Genomic DNA, 18,527 nt, shown 5'->3' with positions numbered 1-18,527 from the left:
TTCGCGGGGCGCGCAGCGCGTTGGCTGCGTTCAGAGTCAGACCGCTCGTCGATAAGTCCAGAGCTGCGCGGGCGGGATACAGATCGCACGAAAAGTCGGACTCTCGAGCGGCGCAAACGTCGCCGACGAAACTGGATTGGCTTCCTCGCGCGCCACCCTGCTCATTGGGCTGAGCCTCCCCCCGTCCGATTGTGCTGGAGATTTTCCTCTGGGCGCACCTGCCTATGGAGAGTGGCAGGATCAGGGCATTGTTGGCGCCTTTGCGCAAATAGTTTTCGATGGCTCGGCGTTTGCCGCGGCGGCACGTTGGGAAGCCAACGTTCAGGGACGTGCCCGAACTTTCTACCGGCAGGAAAAGAGAGCAAAACTTTACTTCAACGACGGGAGCAGCGATGTCGGGGTCGGTTCCGGCTGAGGGCGAAATGACACGCGCGGTCTGCGTTGAACGAGGGTTTTCGCTTGCGGCTAGAGATGGGTCAGGTCGTCCGGGTATTGACCGCCCCGCTGGACGAACAGGCCCCAAGTTTCCTCACCCCGTTTTGAGACGACCCGGTGGGCAGGATCATCTGAAGCTTCCGCGATCAGGCCGAGGCGCACGAGTGGTGCGATCGTTCTGTCACCAAACAGTTGCTCATAGGTCCGCTCCTGCAAGTCGAGCATCCAACCCGGCGTTCCACGCTCCGTGATAGCGGGGACAAGGCGTCCGCTCGAGGCGGGCCTATCCCCACGCGACAGCGTGAACAGGCAGATGGTCCAGAAAGCGTCCCTTGGTCGTGGCGGTATCAGCGCCCATTCTATTGGTCCGCTGTCAGGTTGCTCGGCCACGGGAGCGGGTCCGCGCTCCCCATCACGGGTTCCCTCCCGGTATGCTCTCTCAAGCGCATTGGCGATGGTGCCCGCAGTATCGACCGAGAGCCCGTATTTCCGGTTGTAACGGTCTTTCGCGACGATCTCCCGTGCAATTTCCCTGAAGCGGGCCTTGCGATATGGATCGGGTGGGGGGCGTCCTGATCGCATGGTCATGGCGTGATCTCCATCTTTGGAGCCAAGGAAAGTCTGCTGCGCTTGACGATGTCAGCAACGGTGTTCTTGCTCAAACCGAGATCGCGAGCGATCCAGCTACAGCTACAGCCCTCGGCGTACAACTTGATGACTTTTGTCGCCAGCCGATCTGATTTTCGGCGCTCACCTGTCGGTCGACCGAGCTTTCTCCCACGTTCTTTTGCTGCGGCTACCCCGGATTTGACCCGTTCGCTAATCAGGTCGCGTTCGAAGTCCGCAATGTCGGCGAGGAACGTCGCCAGCATCCGACCATGTGGCGATGACAGATCGAAGGCCATGCTATTCATGCCGATGACGGAAACCTTCCCGCACTTCCTTGATTTGCATTGCCCGATTGTTGTCCAGAGCAGACTTTACTTCAATAGGGACCAAACTCCATGGCGAGACCCCTAACACTGCTTCCAGTTTGGGCAGCCATCGCAGTGTGGGACGGTTCATAGCGCGGGGCTTTTTCGTCTGCTTTCATCTTGTTTCCGGTCTGATCTCTTGCTCTTCTCGACCGCACGGGCTCGGGCACCACGAGTTTCAGACTTTTGGCCAGACGAAAGGAGCCACGCGGTGGCAAGCAATCCCATCGACAAAAGCCTATCCTCGCACTAGGGAGTCCTTGCTATGAGCACCGATACCCTGGCCCTTCTTATCGACGGCGACAACGCCTCCCCGAAGATCATCACCGGCCTGCTGGCCGAGATCGCCAATTACGGCACAGTAAGCGTCAAGCGCATCTATGGCGACTGGACGAAACCGAGCCTCAATGGCTGGAAGCAATGCCTGCTCGAACACTCGATCCAGCCCGTCCAGCAGTTTGCCTACACCTCTGGCAAGAACGCCACCGATGGCGCGATGATCATCGACGCGATGGATCTGCTTTACACCAGCCGCTTCGCCGGTTTCTGCATCGTCTCAAGCGACAGCGATTTTGCAAGATTGGCGGCACGCATCCGCGAACAGGGTGTCACCGTCTATGGCTTTGGCGAACGAAAGACCCCTCGTCCCTTTATTACGGCCTGCGACAAGTTCGTCTATTTCGACGTTCTCGGTGCACCGCCCGAAGAGCTGGTCCCGGGCGCCAAACCCGCGCGCAAAGCCGCAGCGGAACAATCCGTGCCGGTTGCTCCTGCCCCAGCAAAAGCCGACGCGGAAAAGCCCTCGCCTACGCCCTCTGGAGCCGCTGGCGGAAAACTGGACAAGACCGCGCTCGACATGCTCATCAAGGCCATCACCGCCTCGGCCGATGACGATGGCCGTGCCAATCTTGCACGCGTTGGTGCGCACCTGGCGAAACAGTCATCCGACTTTGACGCCCGAAATTACGGCTTTCCCCGCCTCTCCGATCTGGTTGAAGCTTCCGGCATCGTCGAGGTCGAGCGCATCGGGGGCAACCCCAAGATCGTGATGGTCCGCCTGAAGAGTGAACGCGCCGTCGATCGGACTGCATGAAGGCGCCGGGGGATTTGCGTCGCGGCGCGATCTAGCGACGTCGGTGCTCTTTTTGCTGGATACCAGAGGAGATGCGCAATCTGCCGCTGCGTGCCGAATTGCTGTTCACCCCGGTCGGACGCACTTCGACACTGCGTTCGACAGTTCCAAGTAACGTCATGCTTTTCCAGGAACGCAGTTCGCGGCAAATCAGGATCAAGCTTGCCGGCATTGCACCGGCGGTTTGGCGCCGCGTCATAGTTCCCCGGATCTGGCATCTCGAACAGCTTGGTGAGATGGAATATGAAGGCGGATCCCGTTCCTTTGACGAAAATGAGGTTCGGCTTCTCGTCTGCTTGGGAGGAGTCCAGCCCATCGAGCAGCCCGACGTTTCGTCTGCTCGACTCGACAATGGACGGGAAGGCGGCAATATTCCTGTAGGTGGGAGAGGATGTATGCGAGATTTGCCACGCGACATAGATGCCGACGTTGTGATTGAAATCAGTCGTCTTCTCGATGACGCCGCGCACACCGCGGCTGTAGCGATCCACGGTCTTGTCAAACATATCCGGGACGCAACACAAACGCGACTTTCCGATCAGGCGATCGAAGAATTGATTGTTGAAATGGCCTCGACGCGTGGTTTGTCCATGATCTTCGAGAAGCCGGCGGCCTGAGCCTCGCTTCCAGGGTTCAACATCGACCCATTGCAGACGCCTTAGTCGCCGATGCGCATCAAGATTAGCGTGGGGTTCGGCCATTGGCGGCATCGAATTTGCCGAAGACGGGGGTGTGAAAATCAATGGATTCGTGACCTTCACGCGGATGCGATTTGCAGTTAAATTGATAATCGGAGCTACCACATTCTCGCAATTAACTGCCAAACCTAACCGAAACGATCGCCTTCTCACGATTTGCTGCCAAGCGACAGGCGAGGGTCGAATTCGTAAATGATGGCGACCTCGGCGTCGTCGATCTCGTCGCCCGGTAGGACGCGTAATCGCGGGCCGATTGACAGGGTGTCGCAGGAAGTGGTCGGATCCGGGGTGGTCTGACTGCCGTCCATGACGCATTCTGGCCGGCCATTGCGGTTTCAGCGCCGCCCTGAAGAAGCGCTTCACTCCCCATTAATCGCGCTGCTCCGCGAGCCAGAATTCGACCGTATCGTCGCCGCTGTTGATGGCGGATCGGCTGCCGCGATCCTGAAAGATCTGTGTAGCTTCGGCCTCGCCCAAAACCCAACTGCGAACCTTCGGTCGTGCTTCTCAGCTTACCGCGCGCGCCGGCCCCGCGTTTGGGTTTTGGCTGGTGAAGACGTCGCCGGACGTTCGGCTTGAGTGCGCTCCTGACGTCCTTGTCGACGACCGTCAGATCGAACCATTCAGGATCGAAATGACCGCCGCACCAGCGCCTGACGTCTCGATACTCGGGATCGTCCCGGTCAGCCATGATGGCCAGGAAATTCTCAAAACCGCTGATGCCGCCGACATCTTCGGGTGGTCTGGCGCGGGCGCCGTCGATGCAGGCCGCTGTCTTCGGAATCGCATCGAGGGTGAGGAATTTCTTGATGGTGACTAGATGCTCCCAGTGATCGCAGAAGTCGTAGAGATAGATGAAAGAGAGCCCTGGACAGTGCTCGAATCGCCTTTTTGTCCCCATCCTTGCCGGCGCGACGCTGCGCGAGCGCATCATCGCCTGTATCGGCGCGACGATCGGCATTGCGCCATACCGTTGAATTGGGAAGCCAACCCGATCCGAAAACCAGCCGCTTCGAGAAATAGTATTTCGCGATGCAGGCGAACGGTTTGGGGCGGTTCGGGTCGGCCGAATCGGTCTATAGATTTAGAGCTTACGCGGGTTTTCGGAATCGGTTGGCAAGGAACCCGCTTCATGCGGCGGCGACCGCGGCGAGGCCGCACGCCAGATTGGCCTTGTGAAGGGCCTAGTGCCCTGGGGGCAGATGGAACCATCGGGCTTGTTGCCAGGCAGGCTTGTCGTCACCTTCGCATTTGCGATACGAAATTGTGCATTGCAATATCGGCGGCCAGTCGGTATCATCTTGCTGTCGGCCATCTCCTCCTCCCAGATGGATGCCGATACTGAATGCGGTGCACCTCCTCCCGCGCCGTATTCGAAAATAGAGCCCGCTGCCACCTCCTCCCGGCAGCGGGCTTTTCTTTTGTATGAAGGTAGTTTCGGCCATGGCCGATCTATCGGCGCCTAGAGGAGGCGAATGCTCCGAACCTCCAGGCCCTTCTTGCCCTGCCCGTATTGGAAAGACACTTTCTGCCCTTCCATCAGCACGCTGAGCCCTGAGCGGGTCAGTGCGGTAGCGTGAACGAAGACGTCCTTTTCACCGTTCTCGGGAGCAATGAAGCCGAAGCCCTTTTCGGGATTAAACCACTTGACCGTGCCTCCGCTCTCCAGCTGCGCACTGCTCGCGGCAATGGACTCGCCCGCCAAGCGCTCATCTGCCGGAGTTTTCGGAATCTGCTCGCCGATATCGAGGACTTTGACGATCTGGCGACCTCGTGGACCTTCTTGCGCTGTGACCTTGAGATGCGTCCCCTCGGAAACATCGCGGCTGCCGGCAGCTTCCAACACCCGGATGTGCAGATACGCCTCGGTGCCGGTGGACAGCTTGACGAAGCCAAAACCCTTGCTGGCGTTGAACCAGATCACCTCGGCGTCGACAGCGCCTGGAGTTACGGCTGGCGAGTGCTGAAAGTAGCTGGGCTCGGAAGTCCGCTCCGAAAAGGAAACCGGGTCATCGTCATAGCGACGCCGTGGCTGGCGGTAATCTTTATATTTGCTCATCATCGTCTCGACTGGCATGGAGAGCTGCGCTCCCGTCAGAGTAATCTCCATCGTACGATGCGTTTGTGTCAAATGGACATGTGGGCGCATATCTTGCTTCTTTAGGCGACGTTACTGGGCACGGGGCGCCGTGCGAACGGGGGCAAGGCGAAAGCTGCCGGAGCGTACAATTGATGGCTGGCGACCTAATCGACGGTCGCCTGCGGCTAAAAAGTTTCAAGCACCACTTGATGAGATTGGTTATCATGCTATATATGTAACCATCCTCACCACACAGACGGAGCGGGATATCATGGCACGTACCAATGACACCCTGGAACTTTCGGGATTTGGCGCGCTCACCGGAACACCGAAGCAGGTTGGCGACCAACTTGATCGGCTGACTGCGGAGCAGGTCATAGCGCTAACGTTCGAGCACGGGAGTGAACCTGCCATCCGCGCGCTCGCGGACACGGTCGTCAGCATCGCGCCTCTCGTTCGTACCATCCTGATGAGGCGCCAACGCGAAGCCATTGGTTCAATAATCGAGGCTCTGGTTCCTCAGGTACCGCCCCCGCAGCATATGCTTGTGGAGGCGCGGATGACGGCCGAGGCGAGAAGGGCAGTGCTGGAAAGCGGTGATTGGCTGACGGCTTCCCAGATCGCCAATATGGCTGGGTTCAGCACCAGCAATCCAAGTGCGCAGCCAAACAAGTGGAAGAAAGAAGGCCAGATCTTTGCGGTTCGGCATCGGGGTGTAGACTATTTCCCCGGCTATGCTCTGGATTCCGCCGGATATCGGCCCATCAAGGCGCTCGCCAAGGTTCTGAGCGTATTTTCCGGGAAAAAGGATGATTGGGGGCTCGCCTATTGGTTTGCATCGGTCAACAGCTCCCTTGGGGGTAAGCGTCCGCAAGATATGCTCATAGCGCAACCCGAGCGCGTTCTTGCCGCCGCCGAGGACGAGTTGGTAGGCGCACTCCATGGCTAAACCAAAGATTGGACGGGGATCCCGGACAAGTCCAGTTCCCGTTCCATCGAACAATTTGCAGGATATCGTCACCCGAACGATATGGCCGGTGGGTCAAGTTATCCATCGTATTCATCTGAACCTCTATGCCGGCGCGGAATTCAATCCAGGCCTGAAAGGCAATGCCCGGTTCAGCCCGATCAAAAACGCAAATGGGGCCAGTATCCCGACTCTGTACGGCGGAACGACCTTTGACTGCGCGGCGATGGAAACGGTTTTCCACGATGTGCCATTCGCGCCTGGCCTGAAGACCTACGACAAGGTGAAACTGGCCGATCAAGTCTATTCGAAGGTGACGCCTCAGGGCGATTTCGTCCTGGCTGACCTGAGCGTCACTGCGCTAAGGAAACTCGGTATCAAGCGCAGCCAGATCATCGACACCGAGAAGGACGGCTATTCAGCAACACGCCCCTGGGCTGAAGCCATTCACACACAATGCCCAGATATCCAGGGACTTTACTGGGTTTCTCGGCAGGACGATCGGGCTCTGGCCGTGATGCTGTTTGGCGATCGAATTCCGGCAAACATGTTGGTGCATTCCGGCGCGTCGCTCGATTTGACCGGGAACTCTGACGTCTATTCCGCATTGCTCGAACTCGCCGATCGTATCGGCGTAAAGATCGTAGGCGTCAGGTTCTGATGGCGGAAACAGGAGATCGGGGCAATTTGGGGGCGGCAACCTCCCCAGCCGCGCCTTCCCGCGACCGTCTGATCGGAGTGTGCCGCTATCAACGCGCCTCGCCCACGGCGATTCTGACCTCGGAATGATGGGGATTGTCCAGGCTTGTCGGATTGGGATCTTGAACGAGACGCCGAGATTGAGCGGATCCGCGCCCGCCTGAAGTCGATGGCCGCGGAGCAGCGATCCCTTGAGGCGAGACTCGTCGAACTTGAGCAACTGAGTACGCCGCCACTCTCGCATGGTGAGGCCGCATCTGTCGCCAAGACCGCACCGGTGACCAATGCGTCGGCGGCGGCGGAGAAAATTGGTCTGTTCCGGCGCCTGTTCGCCGGCAGAGCGGATGTATATCCCGTTCGCTGGGAAAACAGGAAAGCAGGGCGATCGGGCTACGCGCCCGCTTGCGCCAATGAATGGGTGAAGGGTATCTGCGGCAAGCCGAAGGTTAAATGTGGCGTCTGTCCCCACCAGGCCTTCATTCCGGTTTCCGACGAAATGATCGAGCGCCATCTGCGCGGCGGCACCGCGTCACGACCCAGCGCCGAAGACTTCGTCGCCGGCGTCTACCCGATGCTGCCCGACGAAACCTGCTGGTTCCTGGCGGCCGATTTCGATGGGGAAAGCTGGTCGGTGGATGCGACCGCTCTGATGGAGACGTGCGAAGCCAGGGGCATTTCCGCTGCCTTCGAGCGGTCGCGCTCCGGCGACGGCGGACATCTTTGGCTCTTCTTCTCGGAGCCCATCCCGGTGCGCGCCGCGCGCCAGCTCGGTTCCCTGCTCGTGACCGAAACCATGGAGCGCCGCCCGGAGATCGGCTTTGCCTCCTACGACCGCTTCTTTCCCAGCCAGGACACAATGCCGATTGGCGGATTCGGAAACCTCATCGCCCTACCGTTGCAGCGGCGTGCGCGGGAACGCGGCAACAGCGTCTTCGTCGACCGGGATTTGCGACCTTACGACGACCAGTGGGCCTTTCTGTCGGTATTGCCGCGTCTGTCCGCCGATGCGGTGAGCCGCTTGGTGGACGAGGCAGAGACGGTGGGGCGCGTGCTTGGCGTGCGCATGTCGGTCGAGGATGAATCGGCGGACGAGCCCTGGCGCGTGACGCCTTCCCGGCGAGTTCCAGTCAGGATCGATGAACCGTTGCCGGGCCAGATCAAGATCGTGCTCGCTGATCAGATCTATGTGGAGCGTGCCGGATTACCTTCCACCATGGTGGCCCTGATCATTCGGCTGGCCGCATTCCAGAATCCGGAGTTCTACCGTGCCCAGGCGATGCGCCTGCCGACCTTCAATAAGCCCCGGATCATCTCCTGCGCCGAGCTCCATCCCAATCATGTCGGCCTGCCGCGTGGCTGTCTCGACGACGTGACCAGGCTGATCCGGGATCATCGTGGTGATGTCGAGGTTGTGGACCGCCGGGAAGCGGGATCTGCGCTTTCCGAAGGCACGCGGTTCCTAGGCGCGTTGCGCGGCAGGCAGATCGAAGCCAGGGAGGCGCTGGCGGCGCACGACTTCGGCGTGCTGGCGGCCGCCACCGCGTTCGGCAAAACGGTCGTCGCCGCAGCACTGATTGCCGAGCGTGCCCGCAACACGCTGGTGCTGGTGCACCGTCGCGAACTGCTCACTCAGTGGGTCGAGCGTCTCAAAACCTTCCTCGCAATCGACCCTCGGCAAATCGGCATTGTCGGCGGTGGGCGCCGCAAGCCAACCGGCATGATCGACGTCGCGCTTATCCAGAGCCTGGTGCGGCGCGGCGAGGTTTCAGACCTGGTCGCCGACTACGGCCATCTCGTCGTCGACGAGTGTCATCATCTCTCCGCAACCAGCTTCGAACTGGTGGCGCGGCGCGCCAAGGCGAAATACGTCCTCGGCCTGTCGGCGACAGTCGCCCGCAAGGACGGACACCATCCCATCATCTTCATGCAATGCGGGGCCGTCCGGTATCGGGCGAGCGCACGCGATCAGACGATCGCAAGCGGGTTGAGCCATCGCGTCCTGGAAAGGCCGACCCGATTCCAGCTTCCTCCATCGCTCGCGGGCGCTGAACGCCCCTCGATGCCAGCGATCTACGCCGCGCTCGCTGCGGACGATGGTCGCAACGACCTGATCTTCGACGACGTTCTCGGAGCGCTCGAGGCGAAGCGGTCACCGGTCGTATTGACCGAACGCCGGGATCATCTCGAACTGCTTCAGACCAGATTTGCCAAATTCACGAAGAACCTCGCCGTGCTGCGCGGCGGCATGTCGGCGGCCGAACGCAAGGCGGCCGAGATCGCCCTTCGGGCGCCGGACGATGAGGAACGCCTTATTCTGGCGACGGGGCGCTATCTCGGCGAAGGGTTCGACGACCGGCGCCTCGACACGTTGTTCCTGACCATGCCGATCGCGTGGAAGGGGACGCTCGCCCCGTATGTCGGACGGCTCCATCGCGAACACCGGGACAAGTCCGAAATTCTTGTTTACGACTATGTCGACGCAACGGTGCCGGTGCTCGCGCGCATGGCCGCGAAGCGGCGGGCGGGATACCGGGCGCTTGGATACCGTCTGGAATAGGGATGGGGGCGGTTGCGACCGGTCGATCCCGAAGCGATCGCGATCTGGTCCCTCGTCGCGAACAACGCAGCTGCATCGAAGCGCCTATGCGCGCGGCCGCAGCGCCTCGAGCAAGGGCCGCAGCTTGTGCTTGCGGCGATGCTTTTCGATCAGCGCATCGATCCTTGTGATCCAGTCCTCGAACCGGCCGGCGGCGTCATGGGCGAGCGCCGCCTTCTCCAGCCATTGCGCCGCCAGTTCATAAAAGCCTGACTGCCCGGCGTCCATCACGTTGGCGGCGATGCGCTCGGCGACATCGATGACCCAGTCGGGATGGCTGGCGTGCGCCGCTTCGACGAGCCGCAGCAGCACGTCGTTCGCTGGATTGCGCAGGGTGTTCTCGACGTCGACGGATCGCACCGCCTCATCGATCATGCCTTCGCCGAGGAAAATCTCGGTCCGGTCGTGGGCGTACGTCGGCGCCGCCAGGCAAGCCAGGAGGTGGGGCCGCAGTTCGGCCCATCCTGGTCCCGCAAGCATCTCGGTCGCTCGAAAATCTTCGAGCGACAGGCTGTGTTCGAAGGCGCTGCCCGCCGCCGTGACTGCAACTGTGTCCCGGCCCAGCGCAGCGGCGCTGTCGCGCAGCCAGCGGGCGAGGCCGACCACTCCGAATAGACGATCGCCTTCCGGTTTCAGGCTCAGTCCCCACCCCGCAAGTTCCAGCGCCGCATCGACCTGCCCCGTCTCTTTCAGGAGGCGCGAAAGCTGGAGGGCCTCTTCGGCGGAGCGGAACCTTTTGCGCGCATAGGCAATCGCATCTGTGCTGCACCCGCGCCGGACCAGCATGGCGGCGTGGTCGCCATGGCATCCCGCGGCCCTGGCGAGGTTGAGGAATTCGTCCGTCCGCCCGCCGATCTCGAGAACTCGAAGCCGCGCTTGCGTCAGCCGCGCCGTGGTCCAGTCGCCGTGGCCCGAAAGCGGCCAGGAGCGACCCTTTCCCGCAAGAATATCGTCGAGGCCGATCTCGTCCCAGCCTTGTTCGAGCGCGTCGATCGCGACCTGTAGATGGTCGTCGAGGCCGTATTCATCGAGCATGCCCTGCCAGACGTCGAGCCGGACCATCAGGTCGTCCCGTTCCTCCGGGAGAAGGCCGCCCAACAGCACCGCTTCCGCGATCATCTGGCCGAGCACGGGAAAGAACTCGTGCAGGGTCTCGTCCCAGTCGGCCTGTTCGAGCCATGCCGGCACGAGCGCCTCCGTCACCGGCTCGAGAATCCTCAACGCATTGCGTCCGTCCCCGGCTTCGAGAAACGGCTTTGCCTTGTCGATCAGTGCCGCGAAAGCGTCCTCGTCGACGGCGGCACCATTGTCGCTCCAGCGATCTCGGCGCGAAGTGCGTCCCGACAGCAGCGCCTCGGCCTGCCGTTTGATCGGCTCCGGGTCGACGGCGGTTCGCCGGGGGCTGGCCGAAAGCGGGTCCGGCGCACCGGCGGCAAGCTCGGCCTCGATCCACAGCGCGAATGCCGGATCCTCCTCGGCCCGTCTGGTGAGCAGCGCCGACAGCGCCTCCCGATCGAGGTTCCGGAGAACCCCGTCAAGGGGTGGTCGCTCCACCACCGAGTCTGGCGTGTCGAGATATTTGAGGAGCACGGCCACGACGTGCTTGCAGGCGCCGCCCCAGTCGTAGGGGCAGGAGCAGCGCGTCGCCGCGACTCCACCCTGGTGCAGATCGACCGTCACCTCGTAGGGCGCGAAGTCGCTGCCTTCGACGTGAGCGGTCAGCCGGTCGCCGCGTCGCACCAGCCGGGAAACGGCCCCGCTGCGCACATAGTCCCGGCCGCGAGCAAAGGAATCGGCGGTCGCCAGAGCGCGCACGGCGTCTTTACCAAAGGCGGGATCCTTCATGGCTGGTCTTGCTCCTCTGCATCGATCTCGCCGAACAGCCCTGTCGCGCCGGACAGGCCCGCCAGCAGCTTTTCCTTGTTGAGCAGCCCGGCATCCTCGAGAGCCTCGGTGTCGGGAAGATCGCGAAGCGTGTCAAACCCGAAATGCAGCAGGAACGCTTTCGTGGTGACATAGGTGTAGGGCGCGCCAAGTGTCGGGCTGCGCGGACCGGACGCGATCAGACCAGCCTCGCGCAGATTGCCGATCAGGTCGCGGCTGATCTCCCGGCCGAAGAACGACGACAGCTCGGAGCGCGTGATCGGTTGGAAATATGCCACACACATCAGCACCAACACCTCGGACTGCGTGAGGTCGGTCGCGCGCCCGCTGACACCGACGGCGGCGCGGATGGCGTCGGCATAGGCTGGCCGTGTCAGGTGTTTCCAGCCGCCGGCGACCGCGACCAGGTCATAGGGGCGGCCGCGCAGCTCCTCGCGGATGTCGTCGATGAGGAGGTCGAGGTTGCAACTGGCGCCAACCACTCGCGCGAGCACACTACGTGTGACCGGCTCACTCGCCGCGAAGATGGTTGCTTCGACGCGGTTCATCCATTCCCGCCAGCGCACCTCCGGCGGCAGGTGATCGAGCTCGCGGTCCAACAGATGATCATCTGACCGGCCTTTGCCTCGTCTTGTACGAGAGCCCTCCACCATCCGCTACAGCCCGTAAATGCGGAACGTGGTGCGGCCGGACAGCTCGCGCACCGCGCCAAGATCGACGAGACGGTCGAAAAGGCGGCGCAGGCCGCGATCGCTCATGCCGGCGATCTTCTCCGAGGCGACAATTGCGTCGCCGGACAGCAGTTTTTCGACGACGCGATCCGACGCCCGGGCGCGCAACTTCGGCGCCACCGCGAGCAGCCGATCCGCGCGGCGTCCGAGCTCGGCGGAAAGATCGATGGCGCGCAGCGCGGCGCGCGCGTGCGCGAAAAGCAGTCCTTTGGTCTGGTCGGGTTGGCGCTCCACGCCAGTCGCCAAACTTGTTCCCGGGCGTCGTGCGCGCGCGAGCTTCGCCCCCGGCTCGGCCTCCGTGCCCAACAACGGCACCGCATGGCCCCAGCCAAGCCGTTGCGCCAGCAGCGCATCCGCGAACCATGCTCCCGCGCGCCCAACACCATGCCGTTCCGCGCTGGCGAGCGCCCCACCCAGGATTGCGACCACCCCTTCGGCGCCGGCGAGTTGCCGAAGGTCATCCAAAAGATCGGATACCGTCCCATCGTCGCGTGCGAGACCCAGATCGTCCAGAACCTCGGCGATGCCCGGCTCGCTCAGCAGTTCCTCCGTAGGCCGCGTGGCCAACCGACGCCAGGCCAAAAACATCCGGCCGGCGGGGCCGACGTCATCGCCGGGGCGGGTCAGGAGCACAGCATCGCGCAATGGTACTTCATCCTCGACGCGGCCCGCTTGTCTTGCCGTCACCGCGCCGGCCGCAAGCGCTAGCCGCTGCCGCCAGGCGCCAGCCCATCGTTCTTGCCGGCGCACGACTGCATCGAGCGCGCCGATAGCGGCGCCGGCCATAATCGCGGCATCCTCCAGCGTCTGCGGCTGCCGTGCGGCCCGGCGCAGCCAGGACGGCACCGGCGTCGGCGTCGCGAGTGCGAGCGGCTCGGCATGGGCAGGTTCGACAACGTGCGGTCGGGACGGTTTCGGGCGTAGAATCATTATCGACAGGATGAACCACGGCGGCGCTTTTGACAATAATTTGAACCAAAACCGCCGCGCTCGTCGACAGGCTTTTATGACCGATAAACACGGCGCCACTGCGCGCTCGGTCGCGACGCGAACGGCGGCTCTCCGGTTGCCTGGAACTTTACCCAGGCGCGGCCAGCCCATGGACAGCGCTCCCCGGCATCCGCAGGAAAGCATGCAAAGCCGCCACGGCAGAACGAGGCCGCGCTCGGCGACAGCATCAAGACGACGGTCAACATGCTCGGCCATGATCTGAGGGACTTGCGCGATCGGGCAATCCTGCTCTTGGGGCTTTGCGGGCGGCCTGCGCCGTTCTCGTCGCAGCCTGGATCGGGATGGTTGCTGACCAGACCTGTCTTGCAGCCACCCTCGAACGGCTTCGGCCGCATCAGGAGAGGGCCCCCCTCTTCCGGCAAATCTTCAAGGACAACAAGACCGTCGACGTCGAGCCGCTCTCCGCAAGCATCTCGAGCAAACCGCACTCGCAGCTGGCGTCCGCTCCGATCTCCCGGAAAAGGAACGTGGGCTGCTCTTCTCCGGACACTCGCTGCGCGCCGACCTGGCCTCCTTCGGCTGACATCGAGGAGCGTTACGTCCAGAAACAACGTGGCCACGCCTCAGCCGAGATGACGCGCAAATATCAGCGGCGGCGCGCCCAATCTCGCTAAAGGCGTCGGGCTCTGACATCACCTTCCTTTCCTCTCACCAAAAGCCGTGACGTTGCGAAGCAAGGGGGTGGCTTTGTTTTCGTAACGCGTTATGCTAAACTAGAAGCATGGATACACCGAAACACCCGCGTGGCCGCCCCCGTCAACCAGATGCGCTAACGCCGGCGGAACGACAGCGCGCCTATCGTGCGCGATTGGCTGCTGCCGGCAGGGCAGTTCGTGTGCAGCGTGTCATCGAAGATGCGTTCGATTCAGAGACACAGCTTATCGTCGAACGCGCCTTCTTCGAGGAGCAGCGGCATACTTTACGTAACGCGTTACTCAAAATTGAGCTTCTTGATGAAGACCGCGCCCGGCTCGACAGGCGAAATGCCTATTTGGAAGGCGAGCTAAAGCGGATTGAGCAACTGCACACCATCTCCCTGAAGGAGATCGTCCTCCTCAAGCAATCGCTGGCCACCAAGAAATAGCGCGGTTTGCAGACTGCCGCTCGGCGGTGCGATCGGTTCCGGGCCAACCTCACCAAGGCGTCGCGGCTCTAAACGCCTCTCTCCCGCCCAAGGCCGAATTGGCGCAGTCGTGACGTGCGGAATTTCAGCCTAGCGTTTCAATTGAAATCCGGAAGCAAAACCGACACAAACTGTTCAGTGCCCCATGGCCTGAGCTCTGGCTTTCTCACGGAACCGCCAGACGTGGGATCCCGCTGGCTGAGGCAATGCAACAGCCCCAGCACCGCGCCGTGCAACAGTCCTCGCACGATTACAACGACGCCGAGCAGCAATTGGGGCACTCGGCGCGGCTGATCGTGTAGCGACCATCGGCAACGTCAAAAATTTCGCGCTCGGATCAACCCGTCATCTTTGCCGTCACCCCGTTCGTTCGCAACGCCGCCATCAACATCGGTCCCACCGAAAACTCCCCTGCCCTCGCCTTTTCGGTCAGCACGCGCAGATATCCGCCGGCCGAGTTGATGTGCTGGGAACGTTGCAGGATGCAGGCGATCACCACGGCAGCCGTCTCCTGGCCCATTGTGTGGCAAGCATCCTCGTAAGCCGACGGCGAGACCCCCAGGTATCCGCGGACCTGGGCCGCGGTGATCATGAAATCGCGCCAGCTGCCAATTCCCTCCACGGCATAGTCGACAATGTCGGGGCACGCTTTCAGCACAAGGCCAAGCGGATAGCCTTTCGGCTTCCCGTCGGGATTTGGCTCTGCCCGCGCCGTGCTTTTCTCCAAAGCAGGTTCAAATTCAAAGATAGAGTCGGTATTTGAATATGATTGCTGCCGCTCGTTTTGAGACTCATTGCCGCTCGGATTCGTGGAATTCATGAAGCTTTCCAGCAGGATGTCCACTTCCTCGTGCAACGCGGCCAGACCGCCCACGATCATCTCCATCTCACCTAGGGATGCCCGACGCGGAATCGCCTCCACAACAGCGCGGAAACGCCGCCACAGGCAGCCCCAATCGCCTGGCATTTCTTCGTCCACGGCTGCCTCGATCAGCTTTTGAACATCCCTGCGGTGCAGCGTAATCCGTTCGCGCATTAGCCTCAGGGCCTTGTTGTCGGCGCGGACGCGCTCGGCAGCCGCCTCGAACTCATCAGCACGGGCCAGTAGCGGGGCGAGAGAGAAGCCGAAGGCCTCCTCAATGTCCCCTCCCCTCCCCTTGCGCGCATAGCGCTTGCCGTTCGGACTGTCGCGTCGGATGACCAGGCCGCAGCTCACAAGGGCTGCCAGGTGCCGCCTGAGCGTAGCATCAGGCATCCCATGGGCTCGCAGCGACAGCTGTGCATTGGAGGGGAACACGATCAGGCCGTTCTCCTCGCTCAACTCGCTGTCCGGATAAAACGACAGCAATGCGTTCAGAACGGCCAGAGCGCGATCGCCGACGCCAACAATGCTCCTGCCCTCGCAAAGGTTGCGGTAGACATGCCATTTCTCGACGGCCTTGCCGTTGGGGATTTCCTTCGAGCCATTCTGTGCTGCCAACATGGCAAGCGACATCGGCCGCCGCCCAAAGGGCGTCGTTGCAATATCCGTCTCCATTTTTTCCTTCGCCTTTCAATCAGGCAAAAGAAACCTGCTCGCCGAATCGACGCCTAAGACTCTTGACAGTGATTCGCGAAAATGCGATTCTCGACCTTGCTACAGAATACGAGAAGGGCTTCCGCGACGGTGACGTTCGGGGGCCTTTTTCTTTTGCGGTTCAGTCTCCTGTTTTGACGCTCTCGGACTCCCTGAAAGCGCGGTACAGGCTTTCCAGGTTTTCCGAAATAAATTCTCCGAAACGACGAGCGTCCTTTGATTTAAGCGCAAGATTGAACGCGTTTCCGGTACTCTTGATGGTCGCGGTAACAGATTTGTCCTCCGGCGCCCACGTTCGTCCATTCTTTGGCTCAATAGCTTTCTTCACCGACCTTTTCGGCCTCGCGCCATTAAGAAACTTAAAGAGAAGGTGGAAGCGGTCATCGGATTCTGCCGCTGCAAAATCTTCGCTGAAGACAAAGCCGTTCACGACCGCAGTGTTTTTTGGATTCTCTATCAGCTTGCGTAGCTCAAGCCAGCGGTCACGGCCAATGCCTTTGGCTGGTCCGACTGCATCGATGACGGCTTCCGGAATTGCTTTCGGAATCGTCAGCATCTTCGAAAGCGTCTGATAGTCTATGGACAGGGCCGATTGGATGATGTCTCGAGGATAGCCCAGATCCGATAGACGCTGAGCAAACAGCACGCGCTCGATAAAGGTCAGGTTGGCTCGTGCGGAATTTTCCTGCCCCTGGGCGATGATGTGATCGATGTCGGCGAGCGCCTTCACGACCGCACGTACGGGCCTTCCCAACTCCTTGGCAACCTTGACGCGGCGATGCCCAAAAACGATCTGGTACCGGCCACCCGCGTCCGGATGAGGTCGGACGAGAACCGGAGTGTCTTGGCCCCTTTCCTTGATCGCGAACAAAAGCTCCTGATAACTCTCATCGTCGGAGCTCATACGATCGGATACAAACGAACCCTCGATCAGATCGGGATCGATTTCAACGACTGTTTCGCCCTCGACGAGCTTAGACGCTTGCCTGGCCAACTCGTCGATCGATGAAGAAATGGACTTGGCGGCTCCGAATTTGCGCAATCCCGAGGTCGGCTCATCGCCTTCGATCTCGACGGCTGCGTCCGTCCGCATTAGGTTATCGAAGATATTCTTCCTTGCCATTTCCACATTCCAGAATTGAGATAATCGTCTGATATTACGCCAACAATGCCCTCTTTAGACGGCCGTCTACTTTGTGCGTCCCCATGCTTCGTGGATCAGATCCCTGATTTCCGTATTGACAGCTTCGAGGGATTCCATCGCGCGTTCGTATGTAGTCCGCGTCATTCCCGACTTCTCGACTTCATAGAGTGTCTGCTTCGTCAGCCCAGCGTCCGAAATTGCCGTTGATTTGAGCATTTCATTTTTCAACATCTGCTTTGCGAGCATCGATTGCATGAAACCGACCATCTGGGCCTGCGGGATGTCCGTCGGCTCGTACCGAGTAACTAGATATCTAAACCAGTCGAGATCGACCTCCCCACCCGCGTGCCGAATCGTCTTGAGGATATCGCCAAGCATCAAAAGGAACTGGGACATCGACATGAGGTCGAGCATCTGTGGATGCACGGTGATGAGCACTGAGGTCGCAGCGGACAACGCCGTCAGCGTCAGGTAGCCGAGTTGCGGTGGACAATCGATCACGACTACATCGTACTTTTCATCAACTTCCTTGAGCGCCGTCTCGATGCGATTCCAGAAGGTTTTTCCAGCGATTGAATTCTTATCCTGCATCGCCAGTGGCGTGTCATACTCGTATTCTTGGAGTTCAAGCGACGCTGGAATGATATGAAGGTCGGGGAAGTTTGTCGGCATGATCACATCCGTGATCGGCTTTCTTCCATCGTCGTACCGTATCGACTCGTAAATCGACGGCTCTTTGTCGAGTTCGGGTTGATGACCGTACAATGCGGAAAGTGATGCCTGCGGGTCCAGGTCGATCGCGAGGACGCGGTGCCCTGTAAGTGCCAAGTGCTGCGCCAAATGTGCCGCTGTTGTCGTTTTACCACTGCCTCCCTTGAAGTTGACGACAGCGATAACCTGTAGCTTCTCATCTCCCCGACGGTGAGGAACATATTTCTTCACGTCAGCCCGGCCATTACGGTCGAGCCAACGGCGCAACTCCACAATCTGTTCAGCGGAATACGTGCGGCGGCCGCCAGAGTGAATAGTCGGCTCAACCGCCTTGCCTTCGAGATGGAGCTTTTTCAGGTTGCTGGTTGAAACTCCAAGGAAGTAAGCTGCCTCCGCAAGGGAGAACTGGCGGAGAGTCTTGGTCGCATTCGGTGGGAAGGTTTCCAGACGAAGCTGGTTCAACTTCCTAGAAATCTCCCGTCCCTGCGCCAATATCGCATCATCGAACAGTGCCTTAGCGTGGGGTGGGGATATGTTCATCCGTCTCAACCTCAAATAACGGCAATTGACTTCGTTTTGCCGAATTGCCGTCATTATGTCCGATTCGTTCGTTCCGGCAAGAAGTTTTAGGTTAACGAAAAGTTAACCGGGAGCTGTTTGATCCAGTATCGCCTCGTGCGAATTCGGCGCCCAAGACTCTCAGATGGCCGCCCTTCGGCGAATCCCGGAATATCCTTGCTACCGTCGCTCCCTCCGCCCATCGGAT

The 18,527-nt window shown here is 60.6% G+C and carries 17 protein-coding genes and 2 pseudogenes; 9 read left to right on the top strand and 10 right to left on the bottom strand.

What is annotated here, in order from left to right; all coding sequences use genetic code 11:
* Nucleotides 1-136 precede the first annotated feature (136 nt).
* Complete coding sequence (locus ACFSQT_RS01635) at nucleotides 137-415, top strand: hypothetical protein (RefSeq protein ID WP_379016723.1); 279 nt, start codon at nucleotides 137-139, stop codon at nucleotides 413-415.
* A gap of 50 nt (nucleotides 416-465) precedes the next feature.
* Here ACFSQT_RS01635 and ACFSQT_RS01630 read toward each other — a convergent pair whose 3' ends face one another.
* Together ACFSQT_RS01630 and ACFSQT_RS01625 are read right to left on the bottom strand one after the other, a co-directional pair.
* Nucleotides 466-660, bottom strand: coding sequence for a hypothetical protein (locus ACFSQT_RS01630; RefSeq protein ID WP_379016722.1), 195 nt, complete (start codon nucleotides 658-660; stop codon nucleotides 466-468).
* Between the two features lie 359 nt (nucleotides 661-1,019).
* A complete protein-coding gene (locus ACFSQT_RS01625) occupies nucleotides 1,020-1,355 on the bottom strand; it encodes a recombinase family protein (RefSeq protein ID WP_379016879.1) in 336 nt (111 codons plus the stop codon).
* 319 nt (nucleotides 1,356-1,674) lie between these two features.
* On the opposite strand from ACFSQT_RS01625, the gene ACFSQT_RS01620 reads away from it, so the two are divergent.
* Together ACFSQT_RS01620 and ACFSQT_RS01615 are read left to right on the top strand one after the other, a co-directional pair.
* Complete coding sequence (locus tag ACFSQT_RS01620; RefSeq protein ID WP_379016721.1) at nucleotides 1,675-2,502, top strand: NYN domain-containing protein; 828 nt, start codon at nucleotides 1,675-1,677, stop codon at nucleotides 2,500-2,502.
* 71 nt (nucleotides 2,503-2,573) lie between these two features.
* Entirely contained in the window at nucleotides 2,574-3,158 is a 585-nt protein-coding gene (locus tag ACFSQT_RS01615) for a plasmid pRiA4b ORF-3 family protein (protein ID WP_379016720.1), read from the top strand.
* A gap of 196 nt (nucleotides 3,159-3,354) precedes the next feature.
* Here ACFSQT_RS01615 and ACFSQT_RS01610 read toward each other — a convergent pair whose 3' ends face one another.
* Both ACFSQT_RS01610 and ACFSQT_RS01605 read right to left on the bottom strand, forming a co-directional pair.
* Complete coding sequence (locus ACFSQT_RS01610; RefSeq protein WP_379016719.1) at nucleotides 3,355-4,140, bottom strand: plasmid pRiA4b ORF-3 family protein; 786 nt, start codon at nucleotides 4,138-4,140, stop codon at nucleotides 3,355-3,357.
* 561 nt (nucleotides 4,141-4,701) lie between these two features.
* Nucleotides 4,702-5,316 (bottom strand): cold-shock protein, encoded by a 615-nt coding sequence (locus ACFSQT_RS01605; protein WP_379016718.1) that lies wholly within the window; start codon nucleotides 5,314-5,316, stop codon nucleotides 4,702-4,704.
* Nucleotides 5,317-5,590: 274 nt separating this feature from the next.
* Here ACFSQT_RS01605 and ACFSQT_RS01600 point away from each other — a divergent pair, with 274 nt between their 5' ends.
* The 3 genes from ACFSQT_RS01600 (at nucleotide 5,591) to ACFSQT_RS01590 (ending at nucleotide 9,542) form a co-directional block, all read left to right on the top strand.
* On the top strand, nucleotides 5,591-6,268 hold the full coding sequence (locus ACFSQT_RS01600; protein ID WP_379016717.1) for a hypothetical protein: 678 nt from the start codon (nucleotides 5,591-5,593) through the stop codon (nucleotides 6,266-6,268).
* Nucleotides 6,261-6,947, top strand: a complete 687-nt coding sequence (locus ACFSQT_RS01595) for an RES family NAD+ phosphorylase (protein ID WP_379016716.1) — start codon at nucleotides 6,261-6,263, stop codon at nucleotides 6,945-6,947. Before ACFSQT_RS01600 ends, ACFSQT_RS01595 begins: the two co-directional genes overlap by 8 nt.
* A 144-nt stretch (nucleotides 6,948-7,091) precedes the next feature.
* Nucleotides 7,092-9,542 carry a TOTE conflict system archaeo-eukaryotic primase domain-containing protein gene (locus ACFSQT_RS01590; RefSeq protein ID WP_379016715.1) on the top strand — a complete coding sequence of 817 codons (2,451 nt, stop codon included), beginning with the start codon at nucleotides 7,092-7,094 and terminating at the stop codon, nucleotides 9,540-9,542.
* An 84-nt stretch (nucleotides 9,543-9,626) separates the two neighbouring features.
* On the opposite strand, the gene ACFSQT_RS01585 is transcribed toward ACFSQT_RS01590, so the two are convergent.
* The 3 genes from ACFSQT_RS01585 to ACFSQT_RS01575 are packed head-to-tail and all read right to left on the bottom strand — an operon-like array spanning nucleotide 9,627 to nucleotide 13,126.
* Nucleotides 9,627-11,426: an SWIM zinc finger family protein gene (locus ACFSQT_RS01585; RefSeq protein WP_379016713.1), complete on the bottom strand. Its 1,800-nt coding sequence runs from the start codon at nucleotides 11,424-11,426 to the stop codon at nucleotides 9,627-9,629.
* Nucleotides 11,423-12,118, bottom strand: coding sequence for an SMC-Scp complex subunit ScpB (gene scpB, locus ACFSQT_RS01580; RefSeq protein WP_379016712.1), 696 nt, complete (start codon nucleotides 12,116-12,118; stop codon nucleotides 11,423-11,425). The genes ACFSQT_RS01585 and scpB overlap by 4 nt, the downstream gene beginning before the upstream one ends.
* Before the next feature lie 3 nt (nucleotides 12,119-12,121).
* Complete coding sequence (locus ACFSQT_RS01575) at nucleotides 12,122-13,126, bottom strand: DUF1403 family protein (RefSeq protein WP_379016878.1); 1,005 nt, start codon at nucleotides 13,124-13,126, stop codon at nucleotides 12,122-12,124.
* A 502-nt stretch (nucleotides 13,127-13,628) separates the two neighbouring features.
* On the opposite strand from ACFSQT_RS01575, the pseudogene ACFSQT_RS39740 reads away from it, so the two are divergent.
* The 3 genes and pseudogenes from ACFSQT_RS39740 to ACFSQT_RS01565 all read left to right on the top strand — a co-directional run.
* Nucleotides 13,629-13,821, top strand: a pseudogene (locus ACFSQT_RS39740) (integrase); the annotation flags it as partial.
* A gap of 107 nt (nucleotides 13,822-13,928) precedes the next feature.
* Entirely contained in the window at nucleotides 13,929-14,291 is a 363-nt protein-coding gene (locus ACFSQT_RS01570; protein WP_147377708.1) for a hypothetical protein, read from the top strand.
* A gap of 183 nt (nucleotides 14,292-14,474) precedes the next feature.
* Nucleotides 14,475-14,632 (top strand): annotated as a pseudogene (locus ACFSQT_RS01565) (integrase); the annotation flags it as partial.
* Between the two features lie 35 nt (nucleotides 14,633-14,667).
* Here ACFSQT_RS01565 and repC read toward each other — a convergent pair.
* The 3 genes from repC to repA form a co-directional block, all read right to left on the bottom strand.
* Complete coding sequence (gene repC, locus ACFSQT_RS01560) at nucleotides 14,668-15,867, bottom strand: plasmid replication protein RepC (RefSeq protein ID WP_379016710.1); 1,200 nt, start codon at nucleotides 15,865-15,867, stop codon at nucleotides 14,668-14,670.
* Between the two features lie 160 nt (nucleotides 15,868-16,027).
* Nucleotides 16,028-17,029, bottom strand: a complete 1,002-nt coding sequence (repB, locus tag ACFSQT_RS01555; protein ID WP_379016708.1) for a plasmid partitioning protein RepB — start codon at nucleotides 17,027-17,029, stop codon at nucleotides 16,028-16,030.
* Nucleotides 17,030-17,095: 66 nt separating this feature from the next.
* Nucleotides 17,096-18,301 (bottom strand): plasmid partitioning protein RepA, encoded by a 1,206-nt coding sequence (repA, locus tag ACFSQT_RS01550; RefSeq protein ID WP_378924547.1) that lies wholly within the window; start codon nucleotides 18,299-18,301, stop codon nucleotides 17,096-17,098.
* Nucleotides 18,302-18,527: the final 226 nt, after the last annotated feature.

The organism is Mesorhizobium calcicola, from assembly GCF_042682105.1.
In the GTDB taxonomy this organism is placed as follows: Bacteria; Pseudomonadota; Alphaproteobacteria; order Rhizobiales; family Rhizobiaceae; genus Mesorhizobium; species Mesorhizobium calcicola.
This window is presented reverse-complemented; position numbering and strand designations above follow the sequence as displayed.

Coding starts and splice junctions, on each gene's coding strand:
- ACFSQT_RS01620 (WP_379016721.1), top strand. CDS start 1,675: ATGAGCACCGATACCCTGGCCCTTCTTATCGACGGCGACAACGCCTCC.
- repA (WP_378924547.1), bottom strand. CDS start 18,301: ATGAACATATCCCCACCCCACGCTAAGGCACTGTTCGATGATGCGATA.
- repB (WP_379016708.1), bottom strand. CDS start 17,029: ATGGCAAGGAAGAATATCTTCGATAACCTAATGCGGACGGACGCAGCC.
- scpB (WP_379016712.1), bottom strand. CDS start 12,118: ATGGTGGAGGGCTCTCGTACAAGACGAGGCAAAGGCCGGTCAGATGAT.
- ACFSQT_RS01575 (WP_379016878.1), bottom strand. CDS start 13,126: ATGATTCTACGCCCGAAACCGTCCCGACCGCACGTTGTCGAACCTGCC.
- ACFSQT_RS01615 (WP_379016720.1), top strand. CDS start 2,574: ATGCGCAATCTGCCGCTGCGTGCCGAATTGCTGTTCACCCCGGTCGGA.
- ACFSQT_RS01585 (WP_379016713.1), bottom strand. CDS start 11,426: ATGAAGGATCCCGCCTTTGGTAAAGACGCCGTGCGCGCTCTGGCGACC.
- ACFSQT_RS01595 (WP_379016716.1), top strand. CDS start 6,261: ATGGCTAAACCAAAGATTGGACGGGGATCCCGGACAAGTCCAGTTCCC.
- repC (WP_379016710.1), bottom strand. CDS start 15,867: ATGGAGACGGATATTGCAACGACGCCCTTTGGGCGGCGGCCGATGTCG.
- ACFSQT_RS01600 (WP_379016717.1), top strand. CDS start 5,591: ATGGCACGTACCAATGACACCCTGGAACTTTCGGGATTTGGCGCGCTC.
- ACFSQT_RS01630 (WP_379016722.1), bottom strand. CDS start 660: ATGCTCGACTTGCAGGAGCGGACCTATGAGCAACTGTTTGGTGACAGA.
- ACFSQT_RS01605 (WP_379016718.1), bottom strand. CDS start 5,316: ATGCCAGTCGAGACGATGATGAGCAAATATAAAGATTACCGCCAGCCA.
- ACFSQT_RS01610 (WP_379016719.1), bottom strand. CDS start 4,140: ATGGGGACAAAAAGGCGATTCGAGCACTGTCCAGGGCTCTCTTTCATC.
- ACFSQT_RS01570 (WP_147377708.1), top strand. CDS start 13,929: ATGGATACACCGAAACACCCGCGTGGCCGCCCCCGTCAACCAGATGCG.